The organism is Pseudomonas sp. SWRI179 (assembly GCF_014268705.1).
Lineage (GTDB): Bacteria > Pseudomonadota > Gammaproteobacteria > Pseudomonadales > Pseudomonadaceae > Aquipseudomonas > Aquipseudomonas zanjanensis.
In genome coordinates this window covers 17226-39702 of record NZ_JABWRA010000003.1, presented here as the reverse complement: position 1 = coordinate 39702, position 22477 = coordinate 17226, and the positions used below count along the sequence as shown (strand labels likewise).

At 61.1% G+C, this 22477-nt stretch carries 21 protein-coding genes; 11 read left to right on the top strand and 10 right to left on the bottom strand.

Annotation, left to right across the window (positions count from 1 at the left end):
- Positions 1-29 precede the first annotated feature (29 nt).
- Positions 30-1430: a dihydrolipoyl dehydrogenase gene (lpdA, locus tag HU767_RS02525; RefSeq protein WP_186728417.1), complete on the bottom strand. Its 1401-nt coding sequence runs from the start codon at positions 1428-1430 to the stop codon at positions 30-32.
- Positions 1431-1649: 219 nt separating this feature from the next.
- Between lpdA and HU767_RS02520 the strand changes: the two genes are divergently transcribed.
- The 5 genes from HU767_RS02520 to cfaB all read left to right on the top strand — a co-directional run bounded on the left by HU767_RS02520 (position 1650) and on the right by cfaB (position 8984).
- Positions 1650-3611: a protease modulator HflK gene (locus HU767_RS02520; protein ID WP_186728416.1), complete on the top strand. Its 1962-nt coding sequence runs from the start codon at positions 1650-1652 to the stop codon at positions 3609-3611.
- Entirely contained in the window at positions 3608-4648 is a 1041-nt protein-coding gene (locus HU767_RS02515; RefSeq protein WP_186706496.1) for a protease modulator HflC, read from the top strand. The genes HU767_RS02520 and HU767_RS02515 overlap by 4 nt, the downstream gene beginning before the upstream one ends.
- On the top strand, positions 4645-5697 hold the full coding sequence (locus tag HU767_RS02510) for a protease modulator HflK (RefSeq protein ID WP_186728415.1): 1053 nt from the start codon (positions 4645-4647) through the stop codon (positions 5695-5697). Before HU767_RS02515 ends, HU767_RS02510 begins: the two co-directional genes overlap by 4 nt.
- Positions 5694-7613, top strand: a complete 1920-nt coding sequence (locus HU767_RS02505) for a heavy metal translocating P-type ATPase (protein ID WP_186728414.1) — start codon at positions 5694-5696, stop codon at positions 7611-7613. Before HU767_RS02510 ends, HU767_RS02505 begins: the two co-directional genes overlap by 4 nt.
- Before the next feature lie 183 nt (positions 7614-7796).
- On the top strand, positions 7797-8984 hold the full coding sequence (gene cfaB, locus HU767_RS02500) for a C17 cyclopropane fatty acid synthase CfaB (protein ID WP_186728413.1): 1188 nt from the start codon (positions 7797-7799) through the stop codon (positions 8982-8984).
- Here cfaB and cls read toward each other — a convergent pair.
- Positions 8981-10420: a cardiolipin synthase gene (gene cls / locus HU767_RS02495; RefSeq protein WP_186706500.1), complete on the bottom strand. Its 1440-nt coding sequence runs from the start codon at positions 10418-10420 to the stop codon at positions 8981-8983. The two genes, cfaB and cls, sit on opposite strands and share 4 nt — an antisense overlap.
- Positions 10421-10561: 141 nt before the next feature.
- Here cls and HU767_RS02490 point away from each other — a divergent pair, with 141 nt between their 5' ends.
- On the top strand, positions 10562-11083 hold the full coding sequence (locus HU767_RS02490; RefSeq protein WP_060739953.1) for a DUF3617 domain-containing protein: 522 nt from the start codon (positions 10562-10564) through the stop codon (positions 11081-11083).
- An 87-nt stretch (positions 11084-11170) separates the two neighbouring features.
- Here the strand turns inward: HU767_RS02490 and HU767_RS02485 are convergent, their stop codons facing one another.
- The 5 genes from HU767_RS02485 to HU767_RS02465 form a co-directional block, all read right to left on the bottom strand.
- Positions 11171-12046, bottom strand: coding sequence for a metal ABC transporter substrate-binding protein (locus tag HU767_RS02485; protein ID WP_186706501.1), 876 nt, complete (start codon positions 12044-12046; stop codon positions 11171-11173).
- A gap of 11 nt (positions 12047-12057) precedes the next feature.
- Positions 12058-12924 carry a metal ABC transporter permease gene (locus tag HU767_RS02480; RefSeq protein ID WP_186728412.1) on the bottom strand — a complete coding sequence of 289 codons (867 nt, stop codon included), beginning with the start codon at positions 12922-12924 and terminating at the stop codon, positions 12058-12060.
- Complete coding sequence (locus HU767_RS02475) at positions 12924-13592, bottom strand: ATP-binding cassette domain-containing protein (RefSeq protein ID WP_186706503.1); 669 nt, start codon at positions 13590-13592, stop codon at positions 12924-12926. The genes HU767_RS02480 and HU767_RS02475 overlap by 1 nt, the downstream gene beginning before the upstream one ends.
- Positions 13589-14485 carry a GTP cyclohydrolase FolE2 gene (gene folE2 / locus HU767_RS02470; protein ID WP_186706504.1) on the bottom strand — a complete coding sequence of 299 codons (897 nt, stop codon included), beginning with the start codon at positions 14483-14485 and terminating at the stop codon, positions 13589-13591. The genes HU767_RS02475 and folE2 overlap by 4 nt, the downstream gene beginning before the upstream one ends.
- Before the next feature lie 117 nt (positions 14486-14602).
- A complete protein-coding gene (locus HU767_RS02465; protein WP_186706505.1) occupies positions 14603-14995 on the bottom strand; it encodes a glutamine synthetase in 393 nt (130 codons plus the stop codon).
- A 143-nt stretch (positions 14996-15138) separates the two neighbouring features.
- Between HU767_RS02465 and zigA the strand changes: the two genes are divergently transcribed.
- Positions 15139-16347: a zinc metallochaperone GTPase ZigA gene (zigA, locus tag HU767_RS02460; protein ID WP_186728411.1), complete on the top strand. Its 1209-nt coding sequence runs from the start codon at positions 15139-15141 to the stop codon at positions 16345-16347.
- Complete coding sequence (locus HU767_RS02455; protein WP_186728410.1) at positions 16347-16997, top strand: DUF1826 domain-containing protein; 651 nt, start codon at positions 16347-16349, stop codon at positions 16995-16997. The genes zigA and HU767_RS02455 overlap by 1 nt, the downstream gene beginning before the upstream one ends.
- Here the strand turns inward: HU767_RS02455 and HU767_RS02450 are convergent.
- Complete coding sequence (locus tag HU767_RS02450; protein WP_186706508.1) at positions 16994-17347, bottom strand: NADH:ubiquinone oxidoreductase; 354 nt, start codon at positions 17345-17347, stop codon at positions 16994-16996. The genes HU767_RS02455 and HU767_RS02450 overlap by 4 nt on opposite strands.
- Before the next feature lie 27 nt (positions 17348-17374).
- Between HU767_RS02450 and HU767_RS02445 the strand changes: the two genes are divergently transcribed.
- Positions 17375-18340, top strand: a complete 966-nt coding sequence (locus tag HU767_RS02445) for a CobW-like GTP-binding protein (RefSeq protein ID WP_186706509.1) — start codon at positions 17375-17377, stop codon at positions 18338-18340.
- A gap of 12 nt (positions 18341-18352) precedes the next feature.
- On the opposite strand, the gene HU767_RS02440 is transcribed toward HU767_RS02445, so the two are convergent.
- The gene (locus tag HU767_RS02440; RefSeq protein ID WP_186706510.1) at positions 18353-18775 is read right to left on the bottom strand and encodes a DUF3301 domain-containing protein; all 423 of its coding nucleotides are present in this window, start codon (positions 18773-18775) and stop codon (positions 18353-18355) included.
- 119 nt (positions 18776-18894) lie between these two features.
- Here HU767_RS02440 and pdxY point away from each other — a divergent pair, with 119 nt between their 5' ends.
- The gene (gene pdxY, locus HU767_RS02435) at positions 18895-19767 is read left to right on the top strand and encodes a pyridoxal kinase PdxY (RefSeq protein WP_186706511.1); all 873 of its coding nucleotides are present in this window, start codon (positions 18895-18897) and stop codon (positions 19765-19767) included.
- 170 nt (positions 19768-19937) lie between these two features.
- Here the strand turns inward: pdxY and HU767_RS02430 are convergent, their stop codons facing one another.
- Positions 19938-20423: an acyl-CoA thioesterase gene (locus HU767_RS02430; protein ID WP_041023987.1), complete on the bottom strand. Its 486-nt coding sequence runs from the start codon at positions 20421-20423 to the stop codon at positions 19938-19940.
- Between the two features lie 277 nt (positions 20424-20700).
- Here HU767_RS02430 and HU767_RS02425 point away from each other — a divergent pair, with 277 nt between their 5' ends.
- The gene (locus tag HU767_RS02425) at positions 20701-22464 is read left to right on the top strand and encodes a cation:proton antiporter (protein ID WP_186728409.1); all 1764 of its coding nucleotides are present in this window, start codon (positions 20701-20703) and stop codon (positions 22462-22464) included.
- Positions 22465-22477: the final 13 nt, after the last annotated feature.

Here is a 22477-nt window from a genome sequence, read left to right as displayed (position 1 = left end):
AGATTGTTCGCTCCAGCTTTGCGTTGTTCCTACATCTGCGTCGCCATCCCCTCCACATTCATGGCCGCCTGGCGCAACGCCTCCGAGCGGGTAGGGTGGGGGTGGCAGGTCAGGGCGATGTCCTCGGCCGAGGCGCTGAATTCCATGGCCACGCAGTACTCACCGATCATCTCGCTGACGCTCGGGCCCACCAGGTGCACGCCAAGGATTTCATCGGTGCGTTCATCGGCCAGGACCTTGGCGAACCCTTCGGTCTCGTGGTTGATCTTGGCTCGGCTGTTGGCGGTGAACGGAAACTTGCCGACCTTGTAGGCCCGGCCTTCAGCCTTGAGTTGTTCCTCGGTCTTGCCGACGCTGGCCAGTTCCGGACGGGTGTAGATGACGCTGGGGATCAGCCCATAGTTGACCTCGGCGGCCTTGCCGGCGATCTGTTCGATGCAGGCCATGGCTTCGTCTTCGGCCTTGTGGGCCAGCATCGGTCCGGCCGTCACGTCGCCAATCACCCAGACGCCGGGCGCTTCGGTGCGGTGACGCTGGTTGGCGAGCATGCCGCGTTTGTCGGTGCTCAACCCGACGTTCTCCAGTCCCAGCCCTTGCGTGTAGGGGCGACGACCGATGGCGACCAGCACATAATCGGCGTCCAGGGTCTGTGCTTCTCCGCCCGCAGCCGGTTCGACCTGCAATTGCACGCCGCTGGCCGAAGTAGCGGCGCCAGTGACCTTCGCACTCAATTTGAATTGGATGCCTTGTTTAGCCAAGGCCCGTTGCAAGGTCTTGCCAGCTTCGGCGTCCACGCCCGGGCAGATGCGATCCAGGTATTCCACCACGGTGACCTGGGCGCCCAGGCGCCGCCAGACCGAGCCCAGTTCCAGGCCGATCACACCAGCACCGATCACCACCAGATGCCGGGGCACCTCACCCAGGGACAAGGCGCCGGTGGAATCGAGGATGCGTTGGTTATCGATGGTCACGCCTGGCAGCGGCATGGGCTCCGAGCCGGTGGCGATGACGATGTCCTTGGCGCTCAGTTCGGTCTTGGTCCCATCGTCAGCGGTGACGGTCACCTTGCCCGGCCCGTCGATGTGGCCCCAACCTTTGATCCAGTCGACTTTGTTCTTGCGAAACAGAAACTCGATGCCTTTGGTCAGGCCCGCCACGCTGTCGTCTTTCTGCTTCATCATTTGCGCAAGGTTGAGGGTGGGGCTGACTTCAATGCCCAGGTTGGCGAACTCCGCGCCTGTGGCCGCTTCGTACAGTTCCGAGGCATGCAGCAGCGCCTTGGAGGGCATGCAACCAACGTTCAGGCAGGTGCCGCCCAGGGTGGCTCGGCCTTCGACGCAGGCGGCCTTCAGTCCCAACTGCCCGGCCCGAATCGCAGCGTTATACCCGCCAGGGCCGCCGCCCAGAATGACCACGTCGTAGTTGCTCATCGCTGTTCTCCCGCTTGGCCTGAGAAAAATTATGCTCGTAATATGAGCGTTTCCGGAGATTTCGGTCAAGGCTTAAGTCAAGCGGCCAGCGGGGCCTTGCCATGAAGAATTCAAAACGGAAATTTCACAGCAATCGTTATAAGGTAACGACCTATAACAGAGTGTCGGTGGCGTCTGCCCACGGGCCCGGATTTTGATCGCCACAAGTGCTGGGGTGGTATGCAAGTCGATCTAGCTATCGAGGGGGCACAAGTCGCCGAATGGCCGCGTTTTCAGCGAGCGTCGTTCCAAGGGCGCCGCCTGAAACGGATCGCCTTCGCCTTGGGAAGCGTGGCGGGCGTGGGCCTGGTACTGGCGTTTTTCATCGGGGTGTTTTCGCCGCAATCACTGTGGCCAGCCTTGTTGGTCAGCCAAGGCGCGGGGCTACTGGTGCTGGTGGCAGGCTTGCAATCGGCCTGGTGGGTGACGTTATGGCGCAGCAAAGCGCTGTTGCCGGCTGTGGATAACCTGCCGATTGAAAACGTGCCTGTTGATAACCTGGGTTGGTATGAGCGGTTGCTGGACCGCATCGGCGCACGCTCGGTCGGCCTGCTCAAGCAAATCGGTGCGCCTGCACTGTGGCTGGCCGGTTGGGCGGTGCTGGTATTACTGAGCCTGGAGCAAGCCTGGGACTTGCAACTGCCCGCTGCCACCCTCGGGGTCTCGGCCAGTGTGGGGGCGGTGCTGTCGTTGTTGTTGGCGTTCGGGTTATTGGTATTCGAGCGGCAATTGGCTCAGCAATCCACGGCGCAATGGCCGGAAGCGCCGGCGCTGGCGCAACTGACCCGAGTGGCGATCATCGGGCTGGTGCTCGGTGCCTTGTGCTTGTTGTTCGCCACCGAAACGTCTCTCTGGCCGCTGCGCCTGGCGGTACTGATGGGGCTGTTGCCAGGGTTGGTGGCGGCAGAGTTGTTGCTGCGCGCGGTGCTGTCGTTGTTTATTCCGCGCCGTGACAGCCTGGAACCGACGCTGCTGGGGCGCAGCGTCATCGCCGATCTGCTGCGCTGGCCGCCGCAACCGTTGCTGGCCTTGCAGCATGAGCTGCACAACCGTTTTGGCATCGATCTGCGCCAGATCTGGGCCTTCAGCTACATGCGCCGGGCTTTTTTGCCGGTGTTGGCGCTGGTGGCGCTGGTGGGCTGGTTGTTGACGGGCGTACATGAGGTGCCGCTGCAAGGGCGGGGCATCTATGAGCGTTTCGGTAAACCGGTAGAAGTATTCGGCCCCGGTTTGCACGTCGCGTTGCCTTGGCCGTGGGGCAGGGTGCTCAACGTCGAGAACGGTGTTGTGCATGAGCTGGCGACCAGCGTCGCGGATAACCGGGCGGTGATCGAGGCTGCGCCGGCGGAAGGCCCGGCGCCGGCCATTGCCAATCGGTTGTGGGACGCCAGCCATGTGAACGACAAATCCCAGGTCATTGCCAGCCGTCGTGCCGACCAACAGAGCTTCCAGATCGTCAACATGGACGTGCGGTTTGTCTATCGCATCGGCCTGACTGACGCCGCGGCATTGGCGGCGACCTACAACAGCGCCGATGTGCCAACGCTGATCCGCAGCACCGCTAGCCGCATCCTGGTGCATGAATTTGCTTCGCGCACGTTGGATGGTTTGCTGGGTGCGGACCGTGTCAGTCTGGCCGACGAAATTGGTCGCGCCGTGCAGGCGGATTTGCAGTCGCTCGACAGCGGTGTGGAAATCCTGGCGACGGTGGTGGAGGCGATTCATCCGCCGGCCGGTGCAGCCAATGCCTACCACGGCGTGCAGGCAGCGCAGATCGGCGCCCAAGCATTGATCGCCCGGGAGCGTGGTGCGGCGGCGGAACAGACCAACCAAGCGCAGTTGCAGGCCAGCATCGCCCATGACCAGGCCACTGCCACGGCCCAGGAAATAAACGCGACCGCCCGGGCGGCCGATTTGCGTTTCAGCGCCGACCGCAAAGCCTACGCCACGGCGGGGCACGCTTTTATGCTGGAACACTATTTGAGCCAACTGAGCCAGGGCCTCGGCGATGCCCAGTTGCTGATTCTCGATCATCGCCTGGGCGGCAACAGCAACGCGCCGACCATCGACTTGCGTACCTTCACGCTGCCGGCCGACCCCGCGTCGCCGCGTAACCCTGCCTCACCAGGAGCTGCCCATTGAGCCAGTCCTCTTCACACGGTCACCACGACCACGCCGGTCACGATCACGGCCATGGCGGTCATCACCACGGCCATCATCACCACCCTCACGGCGATCCGCAGCAAGCCGGTCCGTTTCCTTGGCGACGGATGGGCTGGGCGGCGCTGCTGGTGGCATTTGCCGTCGCGGCCGCGAGCCTGGTGCAGGTGCGTTCGGGGGAGGCCACGGTCATCACCCGTTTCGGTAATCCGGCCCGGGTGTTGCTGCAACCCGGCCTGGGGTGGCGCTGGCCGATGCCGTTCGAGGCGGCGATCCCGGTGGACCTGCGATTGCGTACCACATCCAGCGGCCTGCAGGACGTCGGTACCCGCGACGGACTGCGGATTATCGTCCAGGCGTATGTGGCTTGGCAGGTGCAGGGTGATCCGGACAACGTGCAGCGTTTCATGCGCGCAGTGCAGAACCAACCGGACGAAGCGGCGCGACAGATCCGCACGTTCGTCGGCTCGGCGCTGGAAACCACGGCCGCCAGTTTCGACTTGGCGAACCTGGTCAACACCGATGCCAGCCAGGTGCGCATCGCCGATTTCGAAGCCCAGCTGCGTCAGCAGATCGATCAACAATTGCTCACTACTTACGGCGTGCGTGTGTTGCAAGTCGGCATCGAGCGCTTGACCTTGCCCTCTGTGACACTGACCGCAACGGTGGATCGCATGCGAGCCGAGCGCGAGACGATCGCCACCGAGCGCACCGCCATCGGCAAGCGGGAAGCGGCGCAGATTCGCTCCGCCGCGGAACGTGATGCCCGGGTGGTGCAAGCTGATGCAACGGTGAAAGCTGCCGATATCGAAGCGCAGTCCCGGGTAGAAGCGGCCGAGATTTATGGTCGGGCATACGCTGGCTCCCCGCAGCTCTATAACTTGCTCCGTTCGCTGGACACCTTGGGCACCATCGTCGGCCCTGGCACCAAGCTCATTTTGCGCACCGATGCCGCGCCATTCCGTGTGCTGGTGGACGGCCCTGCTTCCGTGGAAGGCAAGGGTGGAACACAACCATGAGTGTGGTTCCACGTGGAACAAACGAGTTATCCAGTCCGTGGATCCAGGCCGGGCGCCTGGCGTTCCTGGCGCTTTACGCCGTGACGGTGTTGGCGGCGTTGGCTTGGGTTTTTTCCAATGTGCGGCAAATCGATCCGCAGAATCGCGCGGTGGTCCTGCATTTTGGCGCCTTGGATCGCGTCCAGAATGCCGGTCTCTTACTGGCGTGGCCGCGTCCCGTGGAGCAAGTGATCCTGCTCCCAGCCGCGGATCGGGTGCTTGAGCGGCGGGTGGAAAACCTGCTGCGCTCGGATGCGGCCCTGCAAGCCGATCGTGTCGCCAGTTTCGCCACGCCGGTCAGCGATGCGTTGGCCGGTTCTGGTTATTTATTGACCGGTGATGCCGGCGTGGTGCAACTGGATGTGCGCGTGTTTTACAAAGTCACCGACCCTTACGCTTTCGTCTTGCAAGGCGAACATGTCCTGCCGGCACTGGATCGGCTGACGACTCGCAGTGCCGTGGCGCTGACGGCGGCCCGGGACCTCGACACTATTCTGGTGGCTCGCCCCGAACTGATGGGCAGCGATAACCAGGCCGCCGAACGGCGCGAGCGCTTGCGGGGTGATCTGGTGCAGGGGCTTAACCGACGCCTGGCTGACCTGGCGGCGACAGGGCCGGGGCTGGGCATCGAAGTGGTGCGGGTCGATGTGCAATCGAGTCTGCCGGGGCCGGCGGTGAGTGCGTTCAACGCGGTGCTGACCGCCAGCCAGCAGGCCGACAAAGCCGTGGCCAACGCCCGCACCGAAGCGGAAAAACTCACCCAGGCCGCTCACCAAGACGCAGACCGTGCCGTGCAAGTCGCCCATGCCCAGGCCAGCGAACGGCTCGCCAGGGCTTCGGCCGACACGGCCACGGTGCTCGGCCTGGCGAAGACCCAAGGCAGCGATCCGCAGATGCTGTTGCGCCTGTATCGCGAACGCATGCCTGCCATCCTTCGACAGGCCGGTTCAGTGACCACGGTCGACCCAAAAGACGATTCCCGTCTGATCATCCAGGGAGCCGGCCAATGAGCGCCCAAACCCCCGCAGCACCGATGTTGTCCTCGGCGGAACAACGCACCGCAGCTCGGCAATTGACCTTGGCAATGGTCGCCCTCGGCTTGCTCGCATTGGGCCTGGCATGGCGCGGCTGGTCGCCGGAGCAGAGCGGTGTCAGCCAACTGCTGTTGGGGGTCGCCTCGCTGTTGGTGGCCGTGCCAGTGATGCGTTCGGCCTGGTACAGCTTGCGTTACCCAAGCCTGCACGGGATCACTGACCAACTGATCGCCCTGGCGATGCTCGGCGCCTGGGCCACTGGCGACCTGCTGACGGCGGCGTTACTGCCGATCATCATGATCTTCGGCCATGTGCTGGAAGAGCGCAGTGTCATTGGTTCCCAGGAAGCGATCCATGCCCTTGGCCAATTGACCCGCAGCCAAGGTCGCAAAGTGCAGGCCGATGGCTCGATCATTGATGTCGACAACGCGACTCTCCAGCCTGGCGATGTCGTCGAGGTGCGCGCCGGCGACCGAGTGCCGGCCGATGGGCGGGTGTTGTCTGGCCAGGCCAGCCTCGACACCGCGCCCATCACCGGTGAATCGGTGCCGCTGGAGGCGGTCGTTGGCACCGAGGTCTATGGCGGGGCGATCAATCTGGATGGCCTGCTGCGCCTGGAAGTGACCCGCACCGGCGAAGAATCCACCCTGGGCAAAGTCATTGCCCTGATGCAAAACGCCGAACGTTCCAAGCCACCCATTACCCGTTTGTTGGAGCGCTACGCCGGCAGCTATTTGGTATTGGTGTTGTTGTTGGCGGCGGTGACTTGGTTCGTGACCAACGATGCCCAGGCGATGTTGGCGGTATTGGTGGCGGCGTGTCCTTGCGCGTTGGTGCTGTCGGCGCCAGCCACGGCCATTGCCGGCATTGCGGTGGCGGCGCGCCACGGGATCCTGATCCGCAGCTCGGCCTTCCTGGAAGAGCTGGCGGACCTGACCTCGTTGGTGGTCGATAAGACCGGCACCTTGACCTACGGCGTGCTGCGTCTGCAATCCATCGAACGTGCCCAGGATGCCCACGCATCATTGTTGCTGCCATTGGCCGCCAGCCTGGGTTCGGCCAGCAGTCATCCGGTCAGTCGTGCATTGGCGGGGTTGGTGGAACAGGAAAATGGCCTGCCGCTGTGGGATATCCGTGAGCGCCAAGGGTTGGGTGTGGTCGCCATGACCGCACAGGGGGAAGCGGCCCTCGGTCGGCCGGAATTGTTTGCACAGCTGGGCATTCAAACATCGGCGATCCCTGAGCACGACGGTCCGATTGCCGGGCTGGCCTTGGACGGGCAATTTCTTGCCTGGCTACTGCTGGCCGATAGCGTCAAGCCGGAGGCGCAGATGGCCATGGCTGAACTGCGGGACTTGGGTCTGGGCCGCCAGCTGCTGTTGACCGGCGACCGTCAGAGCGTGGCTGCGACCCTGGCCCGGGACATCGGCATCGGCGAGGTGCAAGCCCAGGCCTTGCCGGAAGACAAACTTGAACGGGTCATGGCTGAAATCGACCATGGGTTCCGCCCCATGGTGGTAGGCGATGGCATCAACGATTCCCTGGCGCTCAAGGCCGGGGTGGTAGGTGTGGCCATGGGCGCGGGCGGTGCCGACATCGCCCTGGCGTCGGCGGACATGGTGTTGATCGGCAGCGACCTGCGGCGCCTCGGCACCTGCGTGCGGTTGAGTCGCCAGTGCCGTCGCACGTTGCAGGTCAACGTGATCATTGGCTTGGGTTGGACGTTGGCCATCGTTGCGTTTGCCGCTTTCGGTTGGCTTGGCGCGGCGGGGGCAATGATCGCAGCGTTGCTGCACAATTTGAGTACGCTGCTAGTCTTGGGTAATGCCGGGCGCTTGCTGCGCTTCCATGAGCCATTGCTCAAGGTCCAAGCGAAAGGCACCGTTGGATAGCTCCAGGCGAACTGTGCGTTCCACGCGCAGTCTGCTGTTGGAGAGGGCATACCGCCGCGGGACTTACCCGTCACAGGGAGTGTTATGGGACAGCGATAGAAAAAGGCTATAAATTCGATAGCCAGCTATTTTTCTAACATGGTCTACCCTCATTTCAGACGTCTGAAACAAGGGGGATTATCCATGCTCGCGCAACTTCCACCGGCCTTACAGAATCTGCATCTCCCGCTTCGGCTGCGGCTCTGGGATGGCCATGAATTTTCATTGGGTGCCGATCCCAGCGTCACGATTGTGGTCAAGGACCCACAAATGGTCGCGCAATTCACCCACCCCAGCCTGGACGCATTGGGGGCGGCGTTTGTCGAAGGTAAGCTGGAACTCGAAGGTTCGATCCACGAAGTCATTCGGGTCTGCGATGAATGGAGCCAGGCATTGGTGGCGGATGATGCCGGTAACCAGCCGGTACGTTCGGTCCACGACAAGGAAACCGACGCCAAGGCGATCTCCTACCACTACGATCTTTCCAACGCGTTCTATCAGCTGTGGCTCGACAGCGACATGGTCTACTCCTGTGCCTATTTCGAGACGGGCAGCGAAACCCTTGAGCAGGCCCAGCAGGCCAAATTCCGTCATCTTTGCCGCAAGCTGCGATTGCAGCCAGGCGATTACCTGCTGGACGTCGGGTGCGGCTGGGGTGGTCTGGCGCGATACGCCGCGCGGGAGTTCGGTGCCAAGGTCTTCGGTATCACCCTGAGCAAGGCGCAGTTGGCCCTGGCCCGGGAACGGGTCAAGGCCGAAGGCCTGGAGGGTCAGGTCGAATTGCAACTGCTGGATTACCGCGACCTGCCCCAGGACGGCCGCTTCGACAAAGTGGTCAGCGTCGGCATGTTCGAGCATGTCGGCCATGCCAACCTCGAGCAGTACTGCAAGACGTTGTTCGGCGCCGTGCGAGAGGGCGGGTTGGTGATGAACCATGGCATCACCGCCAAGCACACCGACGGGCGTCCGGTCGGTCGCGGCGCTGGCGAGTTCATCGAGAAGTACGTATTCCCCAACGGTGAGTTGCCGCATCTGTCGATGATTTCCGCGCAGATCAGCGAAGCCGGGCTAGAGATTGTCGACGTGGAAAGCCTGCGCATGCACTACGCACGCACCCTCGATCACTGGAGTGAACGCCTGGAGGACAACCTTGAGGCGGCGTCCAAGGAAGTGTCGGAGCAGGCGTTACGGATCTGGCGACTGTACCTGGCCGGCTGCGCCTACGCGTTCGCCAAGGGCTGGATCAATCTGCACCAGATCCTGGCGGTGAAGGCACACACCGACGGCAGTCACGAGTTACCCTGGACCCGGGACGATCTTTACGTCCCTTAAAGAATCGGCGAAATAAGCCGGGCGATTCGCATGCCGATCTTCTGCAGGCGGTGGGTCTCCCGGCTTTCCTGTTTGTCGATTTCCTGGGCCTGGGCGAAGTCCTCTTCAAGCATCTGCTCGACCTCGCTGGCGAACGGAATATCCACGGTGAGCAGCATGACTTCGAAGTTCAAGCGGAACGAACGGTTGTCCAGGTTCGCACTGCCGATGGCGCTGATTTCCCGGTCGATCAGCACCACTTTCTGGTGCAGGAAACCCGGCGCATAACGGAACACCCGCACGCCGGCCCGAACCGCTTCAAATGCATACAGGCTGGACGCTGCGTAGACGATCTTGTGATCGGGCCGCGAGGGCAGCAGGATGCGCACATCCACGCCGCGCAGTACCGCCAGGCGCAAGGCGGCGAACACCGCTTCGTCGGGGATGAAGTATGGCGTGGTGATCCACACGCGTTCGCTGGCGGCGTGAATGGCCTCGACAAAAAACAACGAGCAGGTTTCATAGTCATCGGCAGGGCCGCTGGCCAGCAACTGGCACAGTACACCGTCGTCTGGGTAGCTGTCTGGCAGGATCAATGGAGGCAGCGAACGGGCCGCCCAGAACCAGTCTTCGGCGAACGACTCCTGCATGCTTGCCACCACCGGCCCGCGCACTTGGACGTGGGTGTCGCGCCACGGCGCCAAGGGTGGTTTTTCGCCCAGGTATTCGTCACCGACGTTGTGCCCGCCGACGAACCCCTGCACACCGTCCACCACCACGATTTTGCGATGGTTGCGAAAGTTGACCTGGAACCGATTGAGCCAGCCACTGCGGGTGGCGAACGCTTTTACATGGACGCCGCCGTCGCGCAAGGCTTGCACATAACGGTGGGGCAGGGAGTGGCTGCCGATACGGTCGTAGAGCAGATACACCACCACGCCCTCGGCGGCTTTTTTCAAGAGCAGTGTTTGCAGGCGTTGACCGAGGCGGTCGTCATGGATGATAAAAAACTGAATCAGCACGGCCTGTCGTGCCTGGTCGATGGCCTGGAAAATCGCTTCGAACGTGGCATGGCCGTTGACGAGCAACCGCACCTGGTTATTCGCCAGGCACGGTGCGCGCCCCAGTTTCGGCATGGCCCGTAATGAAGCGTAGGCCTGGGAGGCGCGAGCGGTCAGGGCTTCTTCGACCCACGGCCGCCAGTTCAGCTCGGAGATCGCCTTGCGCATTTCCTCGTTGGCTTGCCGGCGCGCCTTGATGTAGCCATCGAAGGTGCTGCGGCCGAACACCAGATATGGAATCAACGTCAGGTAGGGAATGAAGGTCAGCGACAAGGCCCAGGCAATCGAGCCTTGGGCAGTGCGCACCGTCAGTACAGCATGGACGGCGGCGATGGAACCCAGGGTATGGAGCAGCGCGATCAGGTAACCGAAAACATGCGGGCCGAAATAATCCATGGGGCAGCCTTGCTCCTGAAGTTTCAATGCTTAACAGACCATGTTCCAAGGTGAATGTCGCTATTTAATTCACCGGTCTTGGCCCTGAACCGAAGCCTGTCGGTGGCGTCTAACGGCCACTTGTCCTCTGGAGTTTGTGCAATGAATGTTCGTCTGCTGGGTGTGGCCTTGGCGATGGGTTTGTCGGTTCCGATGGCGGCTCAGGCGCAGATGCTCCAGCCGGGTTTGTGGGAATTGACCACCAGCAACATGAAGGTCGATAACCAGAACCTGCCGGACCTGCAACTGATCCTCGGCCAGTTGCAAACCCAGATGACCCCGGAGCAACGGGCGATGCTGGAAAAGCAGGGGATTACCATGGGCGGTAAAGGCATTCGCGTGTGCCTGACCCCGGCGCAGGTGCAGACCAATGATATTCCGCTGCAAGACCCGCAATCGGGTTGCAAACAGCAGATCACCGAGCGCACCGGCAATCAGTGGAAGTTTCGCTTCAGTTGCCCGAAAGCCCAGGGGAATGGGGTCGCTACGTTCCAGAGCGATCGTGAATTCACCACCAAGGTCAACGGTACTTTTAACGCCACCGGCATCCAGCAGAACGGCAGCCTCGACACGCGCGCGGTGTGGCTGGGGCAGGATTGCGGGACGGTCAAGCCAAGGGCCTGACCATTTCAGGCGACAGCAACCCTGTGGCGAGGGAGCTTGCTCCCGCTGGGCTGCGCAGCAGCCCTAATACCCCCTTACACAACCTGATCAAGGCCGACTCAGGGCTTCATACAATGTATTGAGGTTGTACTCGAACAGGCCAGTGAACGTACTGGCCGGTCCGCTGGCGGCGAGTGCATCGGAGTACAGCGTGCCGCCGATGTGGGCGCCGCTCTCATCGGCGATCTGCTTGAGCAGGCGCGCGTCCTTGATGTTTTCCATGAACACCGCTTTGACCTTCGCCTGACGAATCTGGGTAATCAGCGCCGCGACTTCTGCCGCCGATGGTTCACGCTCGGTGGACAAACCCTGGGGCGCCATGAACTCGATGCCGTAGGCCTGGCCCAGGTAACCGAATGCATCGTGGGACGTCACGATTTTGCGATTACCGGCAGGCAATGCGCCGAGCTTGGCCTTGGCTTCGGCGAGCAGGGCGTAGATCTTCTTCAGGTACGCCTGGCTGTTGCGTTCGTAATCGGCTTTGTTGGCCGGGTCGGCCGCTTCCAGTGCCTTGGTGATGTTGCTGACGTACAGCTCGGCGTTCGCCAGGTTGTGCCACGCGTGCGGATCGGGAATGGTCTCGCCATCCTCATCCAACGACCGCGGGATAACGCCGCGGCTGGCGCTGATCACCGGTGCGCTGGTTTCGGTGCTGGTCACCAGGCGGTCCAGCCACGGTTCGAAGCCCAAGCCATTCTTGATGATCAGTTTTGCCTTGAGCAATGCCTTGGCATCGTCTGGCGTGGGTTCGTAGGTGTGTGCATCGGCGTCCGGCCCGACCATGTTGGTGATTTGAATATGCTCACCGCCGACCTGCCGGGTCATGTCGGCGAGGATGCTGAAACTGGTCACGACCTGAAGTTTTTCGGCGGCGGACAGGGACATGGACAGCATCAGACTGAGTAGCACGAGCAGAACGCGCATCGGGAGACACCTCATTGGGATGTGAGCAAAGGCGGGCGGCGCAGCAAACCGTGCACCGGACCGAACACCACCGACAATAGATACAACACGCCTGCCACCAGAATGATGGACGGCCCGCTGGGCAGTGAGAAATAGAAAGACAGCAACAGGCCAAGCCAGACCGAGAGGCAACCGAGCAGCCCGGCGATGAGCATCAGCAGCGGAAGACGACGGCTCCAGAATCGCGACGCGGCGGCCGGCAGCATCATCAAGCCGACCACCATCAGTGCGCCGATGGCCTGGAAGCCGATCACCAGGTTCAGCACCACCAGGGTCAGGAACACGCCATGGGCCAACGGACCGAGACGACTGACGGTTTGCAGGAACAGCGGGTCCAGGGTATCGAGCAGCAACGGTCGATAGATCAACGCCATCGCCACCAGGCTGGCGCCGGAAACCCACAGCATGCCGTTGAGTGTCGGTCCGTCTACCGCCAAGGCCGAGCCGAACAGCAGGTGAAGCAAGTCCAGGCGTTTGCCCGCCATGCCAAGGATCAGCACACCCGCGGCCAAAGAAATGGGATAAATCGCCGCGAGGCTGGCGTCCTCTCGCAGGCCGGTGCGGCGGGTAATCCAGGCGGCGAGTCCGGCCATGCTCAAGCCCGCGCCCAGGCCGCCAATGGTCAACGCTGGCAGGCTTAGTCCGGAAAACCAGAAGCCCAAGGCAGCGCCAGGCAAAATGCCGTGAGCCACCGCGTCACCAATCAAGCTCATGCGCCGAAGAATCAAGAACACACCCAACGGCGCCGTGCTGCACGCCAACACCAGGCCGCCCAGCAAGGCCCGACGCATAAAGACAAACTCTAGGAAGGGTTGCCAGAAATGCGTGGCCGTGAGCATCAAGCCACCCACGTTTGGGGTTGTTGGGCAATCAAGTCGATACTGCGACCCAGCACGCAGCCAGTGTTTTTGATCAGCAGCGTATGGGGGACATGTTGGCGTACCGCTGCCAAATCATGACACACCACGACGATCGTTCTGCCCGCGGCATGCCATCGATGAATGTGTTTCCACAGCAGCGCCTGGCCTTGTTCGTCGAGGGCGGCGTGGGGTTCGTCGAGCAACAGCAAAGGCGCTTCGGCCAGGCTCAGGCGAGCGAGCAGGGCGCGTTGCAACTCGCCCCCGGACAACGCCATCAAGGGACGATGTTCAAGGCCGCTCAGTGCCCAATCCTTGAGTACGGTTTGCAGCAACTGTCTTCGCATCGCAGGCGTGTGCCGATTGCCCCAGGAACCGGCGGCCACCAGTTCTTGCAAGCTGATGGGAAATTGCCGATCCAGATGTTGCTGCTGTGGCATGAATGAGACGCCGCCACGTCGTGGAACATTTAGAGTGACCTTGCCGGAGAGCGGTTTTTGCAGTCCTGCGAGCACTTTCAGCAAACTGCTTTTGCCTGAGCCGTTGGCACCGATGATGGCGGTGAGGCTGCCTTCCGGTCGCTCCATGGCGAGCGGCGGCGTGAGCGGTTGGCCGGAAATGCCCCAGCGCAGTGCTTGGCAGTTGATCATGATAGGTCTCGGGTCCAACGGCTTTGAGCCACGGCGTCATGGGCATGGAGGCTTTCGGCATGAACGACGCGTACCTCCAGGGCAGTGATCCCGGGGGACCGGGCCAGGGCCGTGCTCAGTCGCCGCGCAGCGTCTTCGCAGAACATCAGGTTTTGGCCGTTGGCCAAGGCAAATGCTTGTTCATCGGCGCGTTTGACGGCGGTCTGCACAGCGGTGCCGAGGGCTGCTTCGGCTTCGTCGATGAACGACTGTAGGGGCAATTCCTCAACATCGGCGTCCAGGCGCAGGGTCAGGGTTGCGGTACTGCGCTGGCTATGTGGGGTGGCGACGATGCCCTTCGATGAACCCAACCAAGCCAGGATTTCAGCGTGCTCGAGTGTCTTGTTGGCGAAGTCGTCGACGAATTGCTGCTGAATCAACTGCCGGGAAAGGGCTGCCGAGCATGGGCAAGTCGAGGAATAGGGAATCTGGATTTTCAGTTCCACGTGGAACATTGTGTTTTTCAAGTGAGCTTCAATGCTCACCGGATAGCCTTTCCAGCCCATCAACGGGCTGATTAACGCCGGACGCTTGAGCAGCAGATCGGTGTGCACGCTGAGCGATGCCGCAACGGACAAACCTTCATGACTGTCGAGGAATTGCTTCAGGATTTGGCGCATTAGCGATGGTGAAAGTGGCCTTTCCTCAAGCAACCCTAGCGCCAGGTATAAACGTGACATGTGGATACCGCGAGCTTCACCGTCATCAAGGCTGACGCCGGCGTCGGCCGTCGCACTTAGACGCTGACCGTCAATCAATACTGGTGTTGCGATGCCACACATGCCCACCCAATCAAGGGGCAGGGTTTGACGTGAAACCTGCGCAGCCACGTCGGGCAACGTTAACGCATTCATGGCTGAGGCCCATCGAAGGTTCAAAATTAGATGTTATAGTATAACGATCTAATTAAAGAAGCCTTTTTCCATGAAGGGAGTTTCATCTTCCTAAACGCTCATGTTCCACGTGAAACATCAGCGCGGTGAAGCCTGACAGCCGTTCATACGACCGCATACAAATGATCCGCCGCTACCGCCCGAGCTTGAAAAGCGATTAAGGGTTGTCCAGCCCACACGCCGGCTGTAGCCAACCCAACTTTCTCCATCCGATGCCAAGCCCGTAAAGAACGTAAGCTGACCGTAACGGCTGTTTGTTTGCGCCCAATAGCGGCGACCGACGGCTTCAAAACCGCGCAAATAAATTGTATTTCCCGCGGTCGCGACGCTGTAGGCATTGCCTTGTTCATCCACGCAGGCCAGAAAATTCGCGCTTCGGGTGCAGTTCGCCAATAGTGGACTTTGGGCCGCCGCGCTCAGCGCCCATAACAACAGCGGACCCGCCAAAACAAACTTCAGATGGTTGCGCATGGATTGATCTCGGACCAATGAGAGCCGGCGGGGCTGGTTGAATTGTGTTGTTATACTATAACATTAAAAGAACCAGGCCCTGAACCCAGCCAAACCCTGGAAACGAGCCGTCGTCGAAGCGGCCGTCCGATGAGGATATACCGATGCCCAATCGCCTTCCCGTAACCGTGCTTTCCGGATTTCTCGGTGCCGGTAAAAGCACGCTGCTCAACCACGTCCTGCGTAATCGCGACAATTTGCGGGTCGCCGTAATCGTTAACGATATGAGCGAAATCAACATCGATGGCAGCGAAGTCCAGCGAGATGTCACCCTGAGTCGTTCCGAAGAGAAATTGGTCGAGATGAGCAACGGCTGCATCTGCTGCACGCTGCGTGAGGACTTGCTTGAAGAAGTCGGGCAGCTCGCCAGGGAAGGGCGTTTCGATTACCTGTTGATCGAATCCACGGGGATCTCCGAGCCGTTGCCCGTGGCGGAAACTTTCACGTTTCGTGATGAAGAAGGCCGAAGCCTGGCCGACGTGGCGCGACTCGACACCATGGTCACGGTGGTTGATGGGGTGAACTTCCTGTTGGATTACCAAGCTGCCGAAAGCCTGGCCTCAAGGGGCGAAACCTTGGGAGAAGAAGATGAGCGCTCGATCACCGATTTGCTGATCGAACAGATCGAGTTTGCCGACGTCATTCTGATCAGCAAGATCGACTTGATCAGCCAGCACGAGCGGGAAGAGTTGAGCGCGATTTTGCGGCGCCTCAACGCCCAGGCGCAGATCATTCCCATGGTCATGGGGCAGGTGCCCCTGGGCCGAATTCTCGACACGGGGCTTTTTGATTTTGAACGCGCCGCCCAGGCGCCCGGCTGGCTACAGGAACTGCGTGGCGAACATGTGCCAGAAACCAAGGAATATGGCATCGCCTCGACTGCCTACCGTGCCCGCCGGCCGTTCCATCCCCAACGGTTCTTCAGCTTCATCGACCGTCCGTGGCCCAACGGCAAGCTCCTGCGTTCCAAGGGTTTTTTCTGGCTGGCCAGCAAGCCTGAGGAGGCGGGCAGTTGGTCCCAGGCGGGAGGCTTGATGCGGCATGGTTTCGCCGGGCGCTGGTGGCGGTTCGTGCCGAAGAATCAATGGCCGCAGGATGAAGAGAGCACGGTGACAATCATGAAGAACTGGCTGGCCGCCACGGGCGATTGTCGCCAGGAACTGGTCTTCATTGGCCAGGACATCGATTTTTCCCAACTTACCGCTGAGCTGGACGATTGCCTGCTCACCGATGCGGAAATGGCCCTCGGCGTTGAAAGCTGGCGGCTGTTGCCCGATCCGTTCGGCCCATGGCATGAAGAGGTCGCAGCGTGATGCTGGCGCCGGCTTTGAAAAAAATGATGCAGGTCCGGCAGGTCCAAGGCGACACGCCAGGCATCTTCACGGAGATCTTGGAGGACGGCACCAACCTGGCAGTCTGGCAGCGGCAGCTTCCTGCACACATCGGCGATTTTGCCGCCATGGTGCTGGCGATGGACCAGCCACTGGCCGAATCCCGTGTGCTCGACTTGCCAGAGGAAGACACCCAGCCGGCGCTGCACGGCCTGGCTGCGGGTTTCAGCGACCTGCAGGGCTATGAAGGCTTTATCGCCGATGTTTCCTGGCTCGTCAGCGCGTTTGCCTGCCTGCTGGGCGCCCAACGTGTCGGTTTGCGTCTACGCACCCTGGATAAGGCCATGTGCCCGCGCTTCCATGTCGACCACGTGCCGGTGCGGTTGCTGACTACCTATGCGGGTGTCGGTAGCCAGTGGCTTAAGGAAGAGGTCATGGACCGCCGGCGCCTGGCACAGCCTGAAGCCGGGCCGGTTGATCCGCGCGTGATCCAGCAGTTTGGTTGCGGTGATGTCGGCTTGCTTAAAGGCGAGAAATGGCACGGTAATGAGGGGTTTGGCCTGATCCATCGCTCGCCGGAGCCCGCGCCGGGAGAGCGTCGCCTGATTCTCACGCTGGACTGGCTGGCTTAAGGCTTGAGCCAAGTTCCCTGGCTTTTCCCCTCACAAAATGGCTGCAGGTAAGCGGCATCGGTCGCCACGCCGTAATAGTGAATATCCTGGCGGTAAGGCATATTGGCGACCTGGGCGTTGCTGCACACGCCGAACGCGCCGCCAGGGCATTGATCGACGTATTGCACCTCGACTTTCTGGCCGGCAAGGTTTGGCTGGCAGAAACCGTCGGCAAACAGCTTCTGCGGGATGTTGCGGTTCTGCTGGCAGACTTTCACATCCAGTCGTTCCGCCTGGCTGTGGACCACACAGGCCTGGGCCAATGCCTGGTTCGACGTCAATGCCAGTAACAACCAGCCGATCATCCGCATGTTCACCTCCATCGAAAGTCGTCGATTATGTTGCAGCACATTCCCACCCATGTCATCGCCGGTCCCTTGGGCGCCGGCAAGACCAGCCTGATCAGACATCTGCTGGCCCAACGCCCGGCCAATGAGCGCTGGGCGGTGCTGATCAATGAGTTTGGCCAGATCGGCCTGGATGCCGCGCTGCTGACCCAGGCTGGCGATGGTATCGCACTGGGCGAAGTGGCCGGCGGCTGCTTGTGCTGCGTCAATGGCGCGCCGTTTCAGATCGGTCTTGGGCGTTTGCTGCGCAAGGCCCGGCCGGATCGGCTGTTCATCGAACCCTCGGGCTTGGGACATCCGGCGCAGTTGATGCGGCAGTTGAGCGAAGCGCCATGGCTCGGCGTGCTGGCGGTGCAACCCTGTGTGCTGGTGTTGGATGCCCGGGCGATGGCGGACGGCAAACCCTTGCCCGATGCACAGCAACAAGCCTTGGCGGATGCCGGACTGCTGGTGCTGAACAACTCCGACACCCTCACCCAAGCCGATCGCGAACGGTTGACGGCGCAACTGCCAGGGCGGGCGTTGTACTGGACGCAACAGGCTGCGCTGCCGATCGATCGATTGCCAGGCCTTGCGGCTCGGGGCAGTGGGGCTGTGGATAACTTGAATCTACCGAAGCGCTTGGGCCAGATACCGGCCATCTGGCCCGACCCGACGATGCCGATCTGTTTGTATCAGCAGCAGGAAGGTGGCTGGAGTATTGGTTGGCGCTGGCACCCCAGCCAGCAATTCGACGCAGCGGCATTGACGCGATGGCTACAAGGCCAAGACTGGAAACGGGCGAAGCTGGTTATCCACAGCGTCGACGGTTGGGTTTCAGCCAATGCGTTGAAAGGGACGGCGCTGGGCTGGCAGGCCAGCGAATGGCGCCAGGATTCCCGGATCGAGCTGATTTTCGATCAGCCGCAAGACGTCGATCACCTGCAAGCCGGTCTGGCGAACTGCCGGTGTGCCTGAATCAACCCTGTTTCAAGGCTTCCACTTGTTGTGTTCCTGGCGCCACTGGCTCAACTCGATGACTTCGGCCCTGGGCCTGGTCTGGACCGGTTCAATAGGGGTTGGTGGTGTTTCTTCGAACGGCATCGGGTAGGGCGCCAGTTCTATGTGTGCGCTGTGGGCACCGAACTGGGTGATGGTGCCCGAATGGCGGCTTTCGCCGGTGACGGTGAACTCGAAGGTGTAGACGCGAGCCAGGCGTCGTCGACCATTGGCGTCCTTTACGAAGCCGATTTTTTTCAGCGCCACGTTGCCGTCCAGCAGCTCGATCTTGAGGTTGGCGCAATGCTGCACGACCCTCGCCAACGCCCGTTCGCGCAAGCCATGGTTGTGCCACAGCCAGGCGCCGCCGCTAGCCAGCAGCATCAGCACGAAAATATTTCCAAGGGTCAGCATGAACGAAGTGCTCCGACAAGTTGCTGTCAGCTTAACTGTCTCGCCGGTCTGTCGTACAGGCTGCGTTTAGTCGCATACTGCGCGGCTTGAATTTCAATCGTTTTACGGAAACTTCCCGCATGAAACGTACGCCTCATCTGCTTGCCATTCAGTCCCACGTGGTGTTCGGGCACGCCGGCAATAGCGCCGCAGTGTTTCCGATGCAGCGGGTCGGTGTGAACGTCTGGCCGCTCAATACCGTGCAATTTTCCAATCACACCCAGTACGGCCAATGGACCGGCGAGGTGCTGGCGCCCGAGCAAATACCTGCATTGGTAGAAGGCATCGCCGCCATCGGTGAGCTGGGGCATTGCGATGCGGTGTTATCCGGTTACCTGGGCAGCGCGGCCCAGGGGCGGGCGATTCTGACGGGCGTGGCGCGGATCAAGGCGGCCAATCCAAAGGCGCTGTACCTGTGTGACCCGGTCATGGGGCATCCAGAGAAAGGCTGTATCGTAGCGCCCGAGGTGAGCAAATTTCTCTTGGAAGAAGCCGCTGCCGTGGCGGACCTCATGTGCCCGAACCAACTGGAACTGGACAGTTTTTCCGGGCGCAAGGCGCAGTCGTTGCTGGACTGCCTGGCGATGGCTCGCGCGCTGCTGGCCCGTGGCCCGAAAGCGGTGCTGGTCAAGCACTTGGCCTACCCCGGCAAACCCGATGACAGCTTCGAAATGCTGTTGGTGACCGCCGAGGGCAGTTGGCACCTGCGCCGTCCACTGTTGGCTTTCCCGCGCCAGCCGGTGGGTGTGGGTGACCTGACCTCGGGGTTGTTCCTGGCACGGATACTATTGGGGGACGGCCTGGTGGCGGCGTTTGAATTCACCGCCGCTGCGGTGCACGAAGTGCTGCTGGAAACCCAGGCCTGCACCAGCTATGAATTGGAACTGGTCCGTGCCCAGGACCGGATCGCCCATCCACGGGTACGGTTCGAGGCGGTGCCGATCAGCCTCTGATCAATGCAGGCCATGCGAGCCTGCTCGCGATAGCGGTGTAACAGCGACATTGATAGTGAATGTGATGCACCTTTCGCGAGCAAGCCCGCTCCCACAAAGGCACTCGGTTAACTGTGGGAGCGGGCTTGCTCGCGAAAGGGGCGACTCGGTCGAATGGACAGTCGCTCCAGTTAAGGCCCGTCCGCCTTGATCTCCTGGTAGCGCTTCTCCAGTTCCTGGCGAATCTGCCGCCGTTGCTGGGCTTGTTCGTAGCGGCGCTTTTCTTCGCTGTTTTGCGGCTGCAAGGGCGGCACGGCGGCGGGTTTGCGCTGGTCATCCACCGCAACCATGGTGAAGAAGCAACTGTTGGTATGGCGCACCGAGCGTTCGCGAATATTTTCGGTCACGACTTTGATGCCCACTTCCATCGACGTGTTGCCGGTGTAGTTCACCGAGGCCAGGAAGGTCACCAGCTCGCCGACATGAATCGGCTCACGGAAGATCACCTGGTCAACCGACAGGGTCACCACGTAGCGCCCGGCATAGCGGCTGGCGCAGGCGTAGGCGACTTCATCGAGGTATTTGAGCAAGGTGCCGCCATGGACATTGCCAGAGAAGTTGGCCATATCGGGGGTCATCAACACCGTCATCGACAGCTGGGCGTTTCCGGGTTCCATAACGTACTCACGGTTCAAGGCAGTCATTCGGGAGTGCACCTCTGCGGATGCTGGTGAGTGGCCTGCAAACAGGTCACCCCGTTTTAAAACCACCGATATCGGGACGCTGCGCCTGTGCTTGCCGTCACGCGCCGATGGATCTGTTTCCGTATATTGCACCGTCTTTTTGTCGGAAGTCGCGGTGTTACCCTTCAAAAGCCCCTTGCGAGGGCAATTCCTACAGCGGAAACGGATTTCTCCAGCTCGGCAGTGCGTCATTTGAACAGGGAGCCCCGACATGCATGCCATCAGTTTCATCCAGGATCTGGCGATCATCATGATGGCTGCGGGGTTGGTAACCGTACTCTTTCATCGTTTCAAACAACCGGTGGTACTGGGCTATATCGTGGCCGGCTTCATCATTGGCCCGCACACGCCGCCGTTTGGTTTTATCCACGACGAAGACACGATCAAGACCCTGGCCGAGCTCGGGGTGATCTTCCTGATGTTTTGCCTGGGGCTGGAATTCAGCCTGCGCAAACTGTTCAAGGTCGGCGCCACAGCCTTCATCGCGGCGTTCCTCGAAATCGTGTTGATGATCTGGATCGGCTATGAAATCGGTCGCTGGTTCGAGTGGAGCACCATGGACTCGCTGTTTTTGGGCGCGATCCTGGCCATTTCCTCCACCACCATCATCGTCAAGGCCCTCAACGACCTGAAGATGAAGAACGAGCGCTTCGCGCAGTTGATCTTCGGGGTGTTGATCGTCGAGGACATTCTCGGTATCGGCATCATCGCCTTGCTGTCGAGCATTGCCGTCAGCGGCACCGTGAGCTCCGGCGAGGTGTTCTCCACCGTTGGCAAGTTGTCGCTGTTCATGATCGTCGCGTTGGTCATCGGCATTCTGCTGGTGCCGAGGTTGCTGGCCTACGTGGCGAAGTTCGATAGCAATGAGATGCTGCTGATTACCGTGCTCGGCCTGTGTTTCGGCTTCTGCCTGCTGGTGGTGAAGCTGGAATACAGCATGGTGCTCGGGGCATTCCTGATCGGTGCAATCATGGCCGAGTCCCGGCAACTGCTGAAGATCGAGCGGTTGGTGGAGCCGGTGCGTGATCTGTTCAGCGCGATCTTCTTTGTCGCCATCGGGCTGATGCTCGATCCGGCGATATTGCTGCAATACGCCTGGCCGATTGCGGTGATCACGGGCGCCGTGGTGCTTGGCAAGATGTTGTCCTGCGGCCTCGGTGCCTTTATCGCCGGCAACGATGGACGCACCTCGTTGCGCGTTGGGATGGGTCTTTCGCAGATCGGCGAATTCTCCTTCATCATCGCGTCGCTGGGGATGACCTTGCAGGTCACCAGCGATTTCCTCTACCCGGTAGCGGTCGCCGTCTCGGTGCTGACCACACTGCTGACGCCTTACTTGATTCGGGCCGCCGACCCGCTGTCCGTCAAGTTGGCAACGGCCATGCCGCAACGGCTGACGCGAGTGCTGGGGATGTATGGCGAATGGCTGCGTAGCATCCAGCCCCACGGCGAAGGTGCGATGCTGGCGTCGATGATCCGGCGGATTCTCCTGCAGGTAGGCGTCAACCTGGCGTTGGTCATCGCCATTTTTGTCTCGGGGGGATATTTCGCCGAGCGGATGTCGGCTTACCTGCAAGCCTGGATCAGCGATCCGAGCTGGCAAAAAGCATTGATCTGGGGTGGGGCGTTACTGCTGTCGCTGCCGTTCTTGATCGCTGCTTACCGCAAGCTCAAGGCGTTGTCGATGTTGCTGGCGGAAATGGGCGTGAAGCCGGAGATGGCTGGCCGCCACACCCAGCGCGTGCGCCGGGTGATCGCCGAAGTGATCCCGATTCTCTCGCTGCTGGTGATTTTCCTGCTATTGGCAGCCTTGTCGGCCAGCATCCTGCCGACCAACAAGTTGCTCGTACTGATCGCCGTGGTGGCGACTGCCGTGGCGGCACTGCTTTGGCGTTGGTTCATCCGCTTGCATACGCGGATGCAGGTGGCCTTGCTTGAAACCCTGGACAACCACAAGGAGTCGTCCGGGCATTGACCGGCAGCGGGGC

Bases quoted from the DNA above. Each gene is read 5' to 3' on its own strand.
- HU767_RS02455 (WP_186728410.1), top strand. From the start codon at position 16,347: ATGCTGGCGCCGGCTTTGAAAAAAATGATGCAGGTCCGGCAGGTCCAA.
- cls (WP_186706500.1), bottom strand. From the start codon at position 10,420: ATGGATTATTTCGGCCCGCATGTTTTCGGTTACCTGATCGCGCTGCTC.
- folE2 (WP_186706504.1), bottom strand. From the start codon at position 14,485: ATGAATGCGTTAACGTTGCCCGACGTGGCTGCGCAGGTTTCACGTCAA.
- HU767_RS02485 (WP_186706501.1), bottom strand. From the start codon at position 12,046: ATGCGCGTTCTGCTCGTGCTACTCAGTCTGATGCTGTCCATGTCCCTG.
- HU767_RS02430 (WP_041023987.1), bottom strand. From the start codon at position 20,423: ATGGAACCCGGAAACGCCCAGCTGTCGATGACGGTGTTGATGACCCCC.
- HU767_RS02520 (WP_186728416.1), top strand. From the start codon at position 1,650: ATGCAAGTCGATCTAGCTATCGAGGGGGCACAAGTCGCCGAATGGCCG.
- HU767_RS02425 (WP_186728409.1), top strand. From the start codon at position 20,701: ATGCATGCCATCAGTTTCATCCAGGATCTGGCGATCATCATGATGGCT.
- HU767_RS02490 (WP_060739953.1), top strand. From the start codon at position 10,562: ATGAATGTTCGTCTGCTGGGTGTGGCCTTGGCGATGGGTTTGTCGGTT.
- HU767_RS02480 (WP_186728412.1), bottom strand. From the start codon at position 12,924: ATGCTCACGGCCACGCATTTCTGGCAACCCTTCCTAGAGTTTGTCTTT.
- HU767_RS02475 (WP_186706503.1), bottom strand. From the start codon at position 13,592: ATGATCAACTGCCAAGCACTGCGCTGGGGCATTTCCGGCCAACCGCTC.
- HU767_RS02510 (WP_186728415.1), top strand. From the start codon at position 4,645: ATGAGTGTGGTTCCACGTGGAACAAACGAGTTATCCAGTCCGTGGATC.
- HU767_RS02465 (WP_186706505.1), bottom strand. From the start codon at position 14,995: ATGCGCAACCATCTGAAGTTTGTTTTGGCGGGTCCGCTGTTGTTATGG.
- pdxY (WP_186706511.1), top strand. From the start codon at position 18,895: ATGAAACGTACGCCTCATCTGCTTGCCATTCAGTCCCACGTGGTGTTC.
- cfaB (WP_186728413.1), top strand. From the start codon at position 7,797: ATGCTCGCGCAACTTCCACCGGCCTTACAGAATCTGCATCTCCCGCTT.
- lpdA (WP_186728417.1), bottom strand. From the start codon at position 1,430: ATGAGCAACTACGACGTGGTCATTCTGGGCGGCGGCCCTGGCGGGTAT.
- HU767_RS02505 (WP_186728414.1), top strand. From the start codon at position 5,694: ATGAGCGCCCAAACCCCCGCAGCACCGATGTTGTCCTCGGCGGAACAA.
- zigA (WP_186728411.1), top strand. From the start codon at position 15,139: ATGCCCAATCGCCTTCCCGTAACCGTGCTTTCCGGATTTCTCGGTGCC.
- HU767_RS02445 (WP_186706509.1), top strand. From the start codon at position 17,375: ATGTTGCAGCACATTCCCACCCATGTCATCGCCGGTCCCTTGGGCGCC.
- HU767_RS02440 (WP_186706510.1), bottom strand. From the start codon at position 18,775: ATGCTGACCCTTGGAAATATTTTCGTGCTGATGCTGCTGGCTAGCGGC.
- HU767_RS02450 (WP_186706508.1), bottom strand. From the start codon at position 17,347: ATGCGGATGATCGGCTGGTTGTTACTGGCATTGACGTCGAACCAGGCA.